This window comes from Sphingomonas sp. CFBP 13603 (genome assembly GCF_014892665.1).
GTDB lineage: Bacteria > Pseudomonadota > Alphaproteobacteria > Sphingomonadales > Sphingomonadaceae > Sphingomonas.
The window spans coordinates 344,626-356,050 of sequence record NZ_JADBIA010000004.1 but is presented as its reverse complement, the minus strand read 5'-3'; the positions used below and the strand labels follow the sequence as shown (position 1 = coordinate 356,050).

Genomic DNA, 11,425 nt, shown 5'->3' with positions numbered 1-11,425 from the left:
TGGCCCGCCACGCGGGCTCACAGGTATTTCAGCCACCAGATATCCTTGCGGCGCCGCTTCAGGTCGGAAAACCAGCGGGTCGGAAAATAGAGCGGCACGATCAGTGCCGCGAAACAGACCCATACCCAGGCGAGCGAATCGAACCCGAAGATCGCGCCGTGATTGGGTCCGAAGATCGCCAGTGCGGACAGATAGAGAATCCGCAGCAGATAGAGGTGGAAGAGGTAGAAGAACATCGGCGCACCGCCGAGTACCGACAGCCAATGCGATACACGCCGGCCTTCCAGCCTTTCGAAGACACCGAGCAGGATCGCGCCGATCCCGAGAGTCGGCAACAGGAACAGCAGCGAAGGCGGATATTTGGTCAGTGCCAGAAAGCTCATGAGAGTGCGCAGGCGATCGCCCGGCACCACGAACCACGGCGTATCGCCGTAGACGTTGAACAGCCGCAAAAGCGTGAACCCGACGACCATCGCGATGCCGAGTATCCTCAGCCGCCGCCGCCGTTCGTCCGCGGCGAGGATCGTGAACCAGGGACCGATCGACCAGCCGAGGCAGATCACGCCGATCCAGGGTAGCACCGGATAGTTGATCTTGATGGTCATGCCGAGGAACTGCGTCACCGAACGCTCGTGAACGACGCCCCACGGCACGTAGAGCGGATGATCGGGCGGCAGGACGATCCCGTCGAGCAGGTTGTGCGCACCGACTATGGCCAGCCCCAGTATCAGGATCGCCTTGCGTGGAAGATGCAGCAGTGCGGCGAGCGCGATCATGCACAGCGCAATCGCCCAGATGACCTGAAGGAACACGAACTGGAACGGCAGTTCGGCGCGCCACGAGAAGTTCACGAAGGTGAGTTCGAGAATCATCAGGAACAGCCCGCGTTTTAGCAGGAACGCGGATGTTTCGGCCGGCGTGTGCTTCTGGCCGTATAGATACGCCGACAGCCCGGTCAGCGCGACGAAGACCGGGGCGCACAACGTGCTGGTGATGCGTGTGAAGAAGAGCGCGGGCATGACCGTCCGGGCATCGACCGGATCGCTGACGGGCATGTACAGGACCCACGTCTCGCGCAGGTGATCGAGCAGCATGAGCAGCATGACGAGCCCACGCAGCGCGTCGATGCTCATCAACCGCCCAATCGCAGTCGCAGTCGCAGTCGCAGTCGCAGTCGCAGCGGGGGCGGCGGCGGCGCCGCGCGTGGTTGCGGATACGGCCGCCGTCGTCTCGCCTGCCAAGCTCGCCATGCCCGCCTCCAAACCGGACCACCCGGAAATCACCGCGGCTCGCGGCAGCGATACGCCGTATTGTGCAGGGAGACCTTCTGGAAGCACCGAATTGCCGATCGCCCGATCGAGGGAAGCGCTGCGTGCGCGATTTCCGCCGGGTGCAGGGGGACCGGACGCCACGTCGTATCTCGCTCGATAGGTGCCCGGCTCGTCGGATCGGGCGCTATCACGCCTCGGCGAGCCTGCCCCTTCGTCGAACCAGTCTCGCCGCCAGCACGGTGATGGCCGGGAGCACGAGCAGCGTCAGGATGGTGGAGGTGACGAGCCCGCCGATGACGACGGTCGCGAGCGGTCGCTGCACCTCCGCGCCGGTGCCGGTCGCCAGCGCCATCGGTACGAAGCCGAGACTCGCCACGAGCGCGGTCATCAATACCGGGCGGACGCGCTCCATGGCGCCGCCGACGACTGCCGCGTCGTCGCTTTCGCCATCATCACGTCGTTTGCGGATCGCGCTCATCATCACGAGGCCGTTGAGCACTGCGACGCCAGACAGCGCGATGAACCCGACCGCCGCGGTGATCGAGAACGGGATGCCGCGCAGCAGCAGCGCGAACACGCCGCCCGCCAACGCCATCGGCACCGCGCTGAACACGATCGCTGCTGGGACGAAACCGCCCAGCGCCATGTAGAGCAGCGCATAGATCAGCACGAAGCAGATCGGCACGACGATCGCCAACCTGAGCCGTGCGGATTGCAGGCTTTCGAAGGTTCCACCCCACTGCGTGTACATGCCGGGCGGCAGGGCGATGGCGGCCACCTTGCCCTGCGCCTCGGTTACGAACCCACCCAGATCGCGGCCGCGGACATTCGCCTGGATGACGACCATCCGCTTGCCGTTCTCGCGGCTGATCTGGTTCAGTCCCTCGGTATAGCGGAACCGCGCGACCTCACGCAGCGGGATCGAGCGTGCCGACTGGCCGTCCACCGCCGGCAGCATCACCGGGATCGATCCCAGCGTCTCGATGTCATCGCGTTGGGCATCGGGCAGGCGGACGACGACGTCGAACCGCCGATCGCCTTCGAACAGCACGCCCGCCTCGCGCCCACCGAGCGCCGCGGCAACGGTGTTCGCGACCTCCTCGACGGGCAGGCCATAGCGCCCGGCCGCCTGGCGATCGACCTGGATATCGAAGGTCGGCGCACCGTCTGTCTGTTCGGCCTGGACGTCCGCCGCTCCCGGGATCGTCCGCAGCGCCGCGGCGATCCTTGCCCCCTGTTCGGTCATCGCCTCCAGATCGTCGCCGTACAGCTTGACCGCGACATCGGAGCGGACGCCCGCGATCAGTTCGTTGAAGCGCATCTGGATCGGCATCTGGATCTCCGTGCGGTTGCCGATCAGCGGCTTCATCTTCGCCTCGATCCGCGCGAGGATGTCGGCCTTGCTGGTCACGCCCTCGGGCCATTCGCGCTGCGGCTTGGGAATGACGTACGTGTCGGACGCGTTGGGCGGCATCGGATCGGTGCCGAGATCGGCGTTGCCGTTCTTCGAGAACACCAGCGCCACTTCCGGCAGCGATTTCAGCGCATCCTCGATCCGCAGCTGCATCTGCGTCGACTGGTCGATCGAGGCGGAGGGCACGCGGAAGTTCGTGACGGTGATGTCCTTCTCGTCGAGCTGCGGCATGAACTCCTCGCCGAGCATCCCGAACATCAGCACCGCGGCGACGAACACGCCGACGCCGCCCAGCACGAACGGCACGGGGCGGGCGACCGCCTTCTCCAGGATCGGCGCGTATCTGGCCTTGAACCAGCGGATCGGCCCGACTTCGGTCTCGCTGACCTTGCCGGTCACGACCAGCGCGATCATCGCCGGCACGAACGTCAGCGACAGTATGAACGCCGACGCCAGCGCGACCATCAGCGTGATCGCCATCGGTGCGAAGGTCTTGCCCTCGACTCCCTGGAAGGTGAGCAGCGGCACGAACACGAGGAAGATGATCGCCTGGCCGTACACGGTCGGCTTGACCATCTCCTGCGCGGCGAGCGTCGTTTCCTCCATCCGCTCGTCGCGGCTCAGCAGGCGTCCTTCATGCTCCTGCCGCTCGGCGAGGCGGCGCAACGCGTTCTCGACGATGATCACCGCACCGTCGACGATGAGCCCGAAGTCGAGCGCGCCCAGACTCATCAGGTTGCCCGAGACACCGAGGCCGTTCATCCCCGCCGCGGTCATCAGCATCGTGATCGGGATGACCGCTGCGGTGATCAGCGCAGCGCGGACATTGCCGAGCAGCAGGAACAGGATGACGATGACGAGCAGCGCGCCTTCGATCAGGTTCTTCTCGACGGTCGCGATCGTCGCGTTGACCAGCTTCGATCGGTTGTAGACCGGCTGCGCGGTGACGTCGGGTGGCAGGACGCGGTTGATCGCGACCAGCTTGTCGGCAACGCGGGTCGCGACGACGCGGCTGTTCTCGCCGGTCAGCATCAGGATCGTCGAGATGACCGCTTCGGAGCCCATCAGGCTGCCCGATCCGGTGCGCACTGCGCCGCCGATCACGACCTGGCCGACGTCGCGGACGCGGACCGGGTTGCCGCCACGCGTCGCGACCACCGCATCCTCGATATCGGCGACCGATTTCAGCCGGGCGTCGGCACGGACGAGGAAGCTCTCGCCGGCGCGACGGATGTAGTTCGAACCGGCCGAGACGTTGGCACGTTCGAGCGCGTCGGCGAGTGCGGTGACCGACAGGCCATACGTCGACAGCGCATTGAGGTTCGGCTCGACGACATATTGCTTCACATAGCCGCCGTTCGAATCGACACCCGCGACACCCGCCACGCCGCGCATCTGCGGACGGATGATCCAGTCCTGCACGGTGCGCAGATACGCCGCCTTTTCGAGTTCGGTGGTGAGCCGCTCGCCCTCGGGGGTGAGATACGCGCCACCGGGTTGCCACCCCGGTTTGCCTGCACGGTGTTCGTCCCCCTTGCCGTCGGGGTGATTATACGCGACCGAATACATGAAGATCTCGCCGAGCCCGGTGGCGAGCGGGCTGAGCCGTGGCTGAATGGTCGCGGGAAGACTGTCGCGCGCCTGCGCCAGCCGCTCGGTCACCTGCGCCCGGGCGAAATAGATGTCGGTCGCGTCGGTGAACACGGCGGTGATCTGGCTGAACCCGTTGCGGCTGATCGACCGGGTCATTTCGAGCCCCGGAATCCCTGCCAGCGCGGTTTCGACCGGGAAGGTGACCTGTTTCTCGATGTCTACGGGCCCCAGCGTGGGCGCGAACGTGCTGATCTGGACCTGCCGGTTGGTGACGTCCGGCACCGCGTCGATCGGCAGCTTCGTGATCTGCCATGCGCCGAACGCGACGACGAGCGCGGTCAGGAACGCGACGAACCAGCGGCCGCGGACCGACAGGTCGAGGATGCGCGCGATCATTCCTCGCCCCCCTCGTTCTTGCCGAGTTCGGCCTTCAGCAGGAACGCGTTGCTCGTCGCGATCGGCGTGCCCGCGGCGAGCCCGGATACGATCGCGACCAGCCCGCCGCTGCGTGCGCCGACCTGGACCGTCTGCGCCTTGAAGCCGGCGGGGGTCCTGACGAACACCACCGTCCGGTTGCCGATCGTCTGGACCGCATCCTGCGGCACCATCACGCCGCTCCGCGTAGCATCGCCGCTCGCGAAAATCCGCGCCTGGATGAGTTGCCCCGGCACGAGCGTCGCGCCGCCCCCAGTCGGTGCAATGACGGCCGTCGGTACGATGACGATCGTCGCGGCGCGCGTCTCGGGATCGACGACGCCGGTATCCGAGCGGACCCGTCCCGCGATCGTCTGCCCATCGTTGGTGGTGAGTTCCACGCGGTCGCCGCTGCGAACGCGACCCGCGTCGGCGGGCGGAACGTTGGCGGTGATCTGCAGACGTCGCGGATCGGCGACGCGGAACAGCGCGGTTTCGGCCGCGACATACTGGCCGAGACTGGCGGGAGCGGCGGTGATCCGGCCGGTGATCGGGCTGATGACGGCGACCGATCGTCCATCGCCGGTGACACGCGCGGCACCCGCCGCTGCGCTTGCGCGCCGCGCATCGGCCTGCGCGACGGCGAGGTTGGCTTCTGCTGATTCATAGTCCGCACGCGGGCTGACGCCCTGGGCGAGCAACGATCGCTCGCGCACCAACTGCCGACCGGCGAGCGTCACGCGTGCCGACGCGGCGCTGCGGTCGGCGGCGATCGACGACGCCTCGCGGCTTTCGACCAGCGCGACCGTTTCGCCCGCGCGCACCGGATCGCCGATCCGCTTAAGGATCCGCGTGACGGTGCCCGCCGCCCGTGCGGTCAGTATCGCCTCGGCATCCGGTGTCGCCTCGACGGTGGCCGACGCGGGGATCGCGGCATCGAGCTCGCCCGATGCGGCGGGGGCGACGCCGATCTCGGAGATGCGGATCGCTTCCGCGGTGATCGGTACGGCATCGACGGACGCAGGCGGCGTTGCGGCAGCTTCGGTCGGAGGCGCCGTGGGAGCCGGCGTGGTCAGGCGTGCGGCGCCGAACCCCAGCCCGGCGGCAACCGCCAAGGCGAGGGCGGTACCGGCGTAGAGACGGGTCTTGGTCATGGGAGCAAGTCTCCAGTGATGGTCCGGCCCGACAGGCGGGCGTATCCGGCGCGGGCGTCGAGGCGTGCGGCGGCGGCGTCGAGGATGACGCCCCGCGCCACGCCCAGCCCGTGGCGGGCGGCGAGCAGTTCGATCAGCGGCGATTTGCCCGCCTCGTACGCGATCCGGGCCAGCCGGTATGTCTCCTCGGCGGTCGCCAGCGTGCGGTCGGCGGCGGTGGCACGACGGTCCGCCGAGTCGATCAGCGCTTGAGCCGAACCGGCGGCCGCGCGCGCATCGAGCCGCACGACCTGGGCACGGGCCTCGGCACCGCGGAGTTCGGCTTCGGCGGCGGCGATGTTGCCGCGGTTGCGATCGAAGATGGCGAGCGGCAACGAGATGCCCGCAACGACCGCGGTCGCATTGTCGATCTCGAGCCGACGCACCCCGATCTGCGCGGTCACGTCGGGTAAAGCGCGCTTGCGTTCGACGACGATCCGCCGTTCCGCCGCATCGCGGTCGGCCTGCGCGGCCCGAACCGAGACGGTGGCGAGCGGATCGATCGGGCCGGTCGAGGGGCGGGCCGCAAGCCGGTCGAGCAGCGATTCCGACAGGCTCGTATAGGGCGTCTCGATCCCCGCCAGTGCCGATAGCTGCGCGAACGCCACGGTCCGCCCGGCCTTTGCCGCCTCCAGGTCGGATTGGAGCGCGTTCAGTTCGGTCTCGGCGCGGAGCTGGCGAAGCCGTGCTTCCTTGCCGGCCGCGACCAGTGCTCTCGCCACCTTCAGGTCGGCGGTGGCTTCCTCGACCTCGTCCTCGGCCAGCGCGATCCGGCGATCGGCGATTTCGGCGCCGGCATAGGCGCGGGCCAGCTCATAGGCATAGGCGACACGCCCTTCGACGCCGCGCGCGTGCGCTGCGGCGATACCGGCTCGTCCTGCCTCGATCCGCGAGGCACGTTTGCCGCCCAGCTCGAACGGGTGGTTGTATTGCAGCGTCGTCTCGGTCCGGCCGAACCCGCCATAGGGCGACGAGCCGCCGAAGTTCTCGCCATACACGCTGATCGATGGGTTGGGTCGCGCGCGCGCCTGTTCGGCGAGCCCCTCGGCCTGCTCGACTCCGGCGTCGAGGATCGCGACCCTCGGCGAGGCCGCAGTCTGGCGCAGAAGCACCGCGAAGGGAGGCGCGGGATCGGCGCATGCCACACCCGTCCCCGCCATGCCCGCAGCGCTGAGCGCCGCGAACGAACCGGCAAGCGCACGCATGCGCCACCGGCCGATAATATCGTTCATCCATTGTCATCCTGCACGAGTGAAACCTGGCACGCATCCTGGCGCGCGAGGCTCAGACTCGTGGGGGGCGTAACGGTGACGTCGGGCCGGTTCCCGCAGGCAGGATACTGTCGATCGTCCGCCATGCCAGAACGACGCGGGCGAGCTGGACCGACGGCGCGGTATTGGCGGGAATTCCGAATGCATGGCTGACGGCATGCGCGGCGACATGCACGACGTTGTCGTCGTGATCGTCCATCACGTCCGCGACGTGAACATGGTCCGCGGAGATCGTCAGTTCCGTCTCGTCGCTATGGAACGTAGCGGCATGCCATCCGCCGAGCGCACTCATCCCCAGCACGGCAAGAAACGCCAGCAGAGTCGCCATGAAGGCGGTCCTGGAACGGTGGGCAGTCACAGTCGCAGCGTAAGCGACGTGCGGCAGTGCAGCAAGGCCGAACTGGATATGGCACCCGACGACCGACCAAGGATCCGTGGGAGACCCCGGTCACTTCGCGCAGTGCAGGTAGATCGGAAAACGGGATCGAGTGAGGGGCTCGATGGGTGTGATCACAAATCCCTGTTTGGCCGGGCTGGGCCGCTCGACCATGAGCCTCGCAACGCGCCGTCTGCACGGTCGTGCCGGCGAATGTCGCGGGCATAAACAAGGGGTTCCGATGAAGAGTTTTGAAAGCCGCACGGCTGCGGTCGCGATTTTGCTTGCCGCCGTTTCGGCAAACGCGATCGCGCTGCCGGCTGCGGCGCAGGTGGCACCGTCCGAGACGCAGGCCGAAACCCGCATGACGACCGCCGCCGCACCGGTGTCGGCAGGCAAGCCCCCGCTCGCACAGGCCGGCGTCGCCGGCACCGTCGACGCGAAGGGCAATGCCGGCAGCACGGCGGCACCGCAGATGACGCGCGACAACGGTGCGCCGATCGGCGAGAACCGTCACTCGAAGGCGGCCGGCGATCTCGGCCCGGTCGTGCTCGAGGACACCACGCTGATCGAGAAGCTCGCCCGGTTCGACCGTGAGCGTATCCCCGAGCGCGTCGTCCACGCGCGCGGCACCGGTGCACTCGGCCAGTTCACCGCGACCGCGAGCATCGCCGACATCACCAGCGCGTCGCTGTTCGTGCCCGGCAAGCAGACCCCGGTGTTTGTCCGCTTCTCGACCGTGATCCACCCGTCGGGCAGCCCCGAGGGCATGCGCGACCCACGCGGTTTCGCCACCAAGTTCTACACCGACCAGGGCAATTGGGATCTGGTCGGCAACAACCTGCCGATCTTCTTCATCCGCGACGCGATCCAGTTTCCGGACATGATCCATTCGCTCAAGCCCTCGCCGATCACCAACAAGCAGGATCCGAACCGCCTGTTCGACTTCTTCTCGGCGACGCCCGAGGCGACCAACATGCTCGCGCATGTCTATTCGAACCTCGGCACGCCCGCGTCGTACCGGACGATGGACGGCAACGGCGTCCATGCGTTCAAGCTGGTCAATGCACAGGGCGAGACGATCTTCGCCAAGTTTCGCTGGATCAGCCGCCAGGGGGTGAAGAACCTCAACGGCGCACAGGTCGCGACCGCATCGTGGAACTACCTCACCGACGACCTGTACGGCGAGATCGCCAAGGGCAATTTCCCGACCTGGGACCTGATGGTGCAGACGATGAAGGCGTCGGAGTTCGCCAAGCTGTCGTACAACCCGTTCGACGACACCAAGGAATGGCTCGACGTGCCGTTCAAGAAGGTCGGCGAGATGGTGCTGAACAAGGTGCCCGACAATTTCTTCGAATGGACCGAGCAGTCGGCGTTCGCACCGTCGAACATGGTGCCGGGGATCGAGGCTTCGCCCGACCGGATGCTGCAGGGGCGGCTGTTCTCGTATGCCGATACGCAGCGCTACCGGCTTGGCGCCAACGCGCTCCAGCTGCCGGTCAACCGGCCGCGCGCGCCGGTGGTGAACAACTACCAGGACGGCACGCTCGATCACGGCACGCGGTCTTCGGACGTGAACTACTTTCCGGCGCAGACCGCGGCGAAGACGACTGCGGCCGGGTATCGCCAGTCGACCTACAAGGTCGATGCGGTGGTCGATGCCAAGCCGATCTCGAAGACCGACAACTTCGCGCAGGCCGGCGCGTTCTACCGTGCGCTGAAGCCGCAGGACCGGACCGATCTCGTCACCAACCTGGCGGGCGACCTGAACGTCGTGACCTCGGCGCGCACGAAGACGATCATGGTCAGCTACTTCTACCAGGCCGACCAGGACTTCGGCACGCGCCTCGCAACCGCGGTCAACGTACCGATGGCGGACGTGTCGCGCGCCGCCGCGGAATACCGCGCAGCCAACCCGGCGCAGACGACACGTCGCTGAACGCGGGGCAGGGGGCGCGGCGTGATCCGTGCCCCCTGCCGCATGCCTCTCAAGAAACGAGACTGACGATGCTGACATTTCTCGCGGCGATCGCCGCCGTTGCAGCGCCACAAGCGGCGCCTGCCAATCGCCCCGCATCGCCTCCGGTTGCCGCGCCATCGCCGGAACGCCGCCAGCAATTGCTGTTCGACGCGGCCCGACTTGGCCGAACCGACATGATCGATCCGCTGCTCAAGGCCGGCGCCGACATCAATGCCTATGACGATCGCGGTTTCACGCCGTTGATCCTGGCCGCGTATAACGGGCAGCTCTCGACGGTCGATGCGCTGATCGCCAAGGGCGCGAACGCGTGCCGCCCGGATCGCGACCAGGGCAATACTGCGCAGATGGGCGTGGCGTTCAAGGGTGAGGACGCGATCGCCACGCGCCTGCTGAAGGCAGGGTGCGACGTCAACGCCCGCAACAATGCCGGGCAGACGGCCTTGATGATGGCCTCGCTCTTCAACCGGACGCGCCAGGTCGACATGCTGCTGGCGGCCGGCGCCGACCGCACGATCCAGGATGCCGCCGGTCGGTCGGCAAGTTCGGTGGCGGCCGATCAGGGCAATTCCCCGATGGCGGCACGGGTCAAGCGCTGAGCGTCGGCGCGGGAAGACCAAGATTGCCGCGCAGCGTCGTGTCTTCGTACTGCGTACGGAACAGTCCGCGCCGTTGCAGGAGCGGTACGACCTCCTGGGTGAACCGCCTGAACTGGCTGGGGTGACCGGCATGAACGTTGATCCCGTCGAATGCCCGCCCCTCGAACCAGCGGGCGATCTCGGCGGCCACCGTTTCGGCCGATCCGACGAACGGCCCTGTGTGCTGATCGCGGACGAACTCGATCGTGTCCCGCAACGAGAAACCGCGCGCGACCGCGATCTCGGTGATGCGCTTGGCCTGCGTGAAGAAGCTGGTCTTCGCATGATCGAGCGCCGCCGCCGGAAACGGCGCATCGAGGTCGTACTGGCGGAAATCATGCCAGCCGAACGCGCGACCGAATTCTCCCAGCGCCTGGTCGAAGCTCTGGTCGGCGCGTCGATGCGCGCGCTGGATCTCGCGTGCGTCCTCGTCCGTGTCGCCGATCGTGATCGTGAAGCCGGGCAGGATGACGAGGGCGTCCGGATCGCGGCCGTGCCGTGCTGCGCGATCCTTGAGGTCGGCGTAGAAGGCCTGACCTTGCTCGATCGTCTTTGCGTGCGTGAAGATGGCATCGGCCACTTTCGCGCCGAGATCGCGGCCCTGTTCGGAATCGCCGGCCTGGAAGATCACGGGTTCGCCCTGCGGTGAGCGCTGGATGTTGAGCGGGCCCACGACCGAAAAATGCTCGCCCTTGTGGTTCAGCGCATGGAGCTTGGTCTTGTCGAGAAAGACCCCGGTGTCGCGGTCGCGAACCAGTGCGCCGTCTTCGTACGATCGCCACAACCCGCGCACGACATCGAGATATTCGAACGCGCGACCGTAGCGCGTGGCGTAGTCGTAATGCTCGTCGCGCCCGTAATTGCCCGCGGTGCCGGCATCGCCGGTGGTCACCACGTTCCACCCGGCGCGGCCCTTGCTGATAAGGTCGAGCGAAGCCAACCGGCGCGCGAGGTTGTACGGATCGTTGTACGAGGTCGTCAGCGTTCCGACGAGACCGATATGGCTGGTGGCGACGGCGAGCGCCGACAGCAACGTCAGCGGCTCCAGCCGGTTCAGATAGTGCGGCGGCGAATCCGCGGTGATGAACTGGCTGTCGACGATGAAGACGAGATCGAACTTCGCCGCCTCGGCCTGGCGGACGATATCGATATACCAGTCGATGTTCACGCTCGCATCCACGGGGATCTCGGGATCGAGCCACCGGTTGCTGTCGCCGGGCCCACCGACGCCGGTCGTCACGAGCCCGAGTTTCAACTGTCGCTTGGTCATGGGA

General features: G+C 67.0%; 8 protein-coding genes. 2 read left to right on the top strand and 6 right to left on the bottom strand.

Annotation, left to right across the window (positions count from 1 at the left end):
- Window positions 1-17: 17 nt before the first annotated feature.
- The 5 genes from IFR23_RS09310 to IFR23_RS09290 all read right to left on the bottom strand — a co-directional run bounded on the left by IFR23_RS09310 (window position 18) and on the right by IFR23_RS09290 (window position 7,484).
- A complete protein-coding gene (locus tag IFR23_RS09310) occupies window positions 18-1,250 on the bottom strand; it encodes a DUF1624 domain-containing protein (protein ID WP_192975616.1) in 1,233 nt (410 codons plus the stop codon).
- A gap of 208 nt (window positions 1,251-1,458) precedes the next feature.
- Complete coding sequence (locus IFR23_RS09305; RefSeq protein ID WP_192975615.1) at window positions 1,459-4,674, bottom strand: efflux RND transporter permease subunit; 3,216 nt, start codon at window positions 4,672-4,674, stop codon at window positions 1,459-1,461.
- On the bottom strand, window positions 4,671-5,846 hold the full coding sequence (locus IFR23_RS09300; protein ID WP_192975614.1) for an efflux RND transporter periplasmic adaptor subunit: 1,176 nt from the start codon (window positions 5,844-5,846) through the stop codon (window positions 4,671-4,673). The genes IFR23_RS09305 and IFR23_RS09300 overlap by 4 nt, the downstream gene beginning before the upstream one ends.
- A complete protein-coding gene (locus IFR23_RS09295; RefSeq protein WP_192975613.1) occupies window positions 5,843-7,117 on the bottom strand; it encodes a TolC family protein in 1,275 nt (424 codons plus the stop codon). The genes IFR23_RS09300 and IFR23_RS09295 overlap by 4 nt, the downstream gene beginning before the upstream one ends.
- 52 nt (window positions 7,118-7,169) lie before the next feature.
- Complete coding sequence (locus IFR23_RS09290) at window positions 7,170-7,484, bottom strand: hypothetical protein (RefSeq protein ID WP_192975612.1); 315 nt, start codon at window positions 7,482-7,484, stop codon at window positions 7,170-7,172.
- A gap of 289 nt (window positions 7,485-7,773) precedes the next feature.
- Between IFR23_RS09290 and IFR23_RS09285 the strand changes: the two genes are divergently transcribed.
- Together IFR23_RS09285 and IFR23_RS09280 are read left to right on the top strand one after the other, a co-directional pair.
- Entirely contained in the window at window positions 7,774-9,474 is a 1,701-nt protein-coding gene (locus tag IFR23_RS09285; protein WP_274599172.1) for a catalase, read from the top strand.
- 68 nt (window positions 9,475-9,542) lie between these two features.
- A complete protein-coding gene (locus IFR23_RS09280) occupies window positions 9,543-10,112 on the top strand; it encodes an ankyrin repeat domain-containing protein (protein WP_192975611.1) in 570 nt (189 codons plus the stop codon).
- Here the strand turns inward: IFR23_RS09280 and IFR23_RS09275 are convergent.
- On the bottom strand, window positions 10,102-11,421 hold the full coding sequence (locus IFR23_RS09275; RefSeq protein WP_192975610.1) for an LLM class flavin-dependent oxidoreductase: 1,320 nt from the start codon (window positions 11,419-11,421) through the stop codon (window positions 10,102-10,104). The two genes, IFR23_RS09280 and IFR23_RS09275, sit on opposite strands and share 11 nt — an antisense overlap.
- Window positions 11,422-11,425 lie beyond the last annotated feature (4 nt).

Bases quoted from the DNA above. Each gene is read 5' to 3' on its own strand.
- IFR23_RS09310 (WP_192975616.1), bottom strand. From the start codon at position 1,250: ATGGCGAGCTTGGCAGGCGAGACGACGGCGGCCGTATCCGCAACCACG.
- IFR23_RS09305 (WP_192975615.1), bottom strand. From the start codon at position 4,674: ATGATCGCGCGCATCCTCGACCTGTCGGTCCGCGGCCGCTGGTTCGTC.
- IFR23_RS09300 (WP_192975614.1), bottom strand. From the start codon at position 5,846: ATGACCAAGACCCGTCTCTACGCCGGTACCGCCCTCGCCTTGGCGGTT.
- IFR23_RS09295 (WP_192975613.1), bottom strand. From the start codon at position 7,117: ATGAACGATATTATCGGCCGGTGGCGCATGCGTGCGCTTGCCGGTTCG.
- IFR23_RS09290 (WP_192975612.1), bottom strand. From the start codon at position 7,484: ATGGCGACTCTGCTGGCGTTTCTTGCCGTGCTGGGGATGAGTGCGCTC.
- IFR23_RS09285 (WP_274599172.1), top strand. From the start codon at position 7,774: ATGAAGAGTTTTGAAAGCCGCACGGCTGCGGTCGCGATTTTGCTTGCC.
- IFR23_RS09280 (WP_192975611.1), top strand. From the start codon at position 9,543: ATGCTGACATTTCTCGCGGCGATCGCCGCCGTTGCAGCGCCACAAGCG.
- IFR23_RS09275 (WP_192975610.1), bottom strand. From the start codon at position 11,421: ATGACCAAGCGACAGTTGAAACTCGGGCTCGTGACGACCGGCGTCGGT.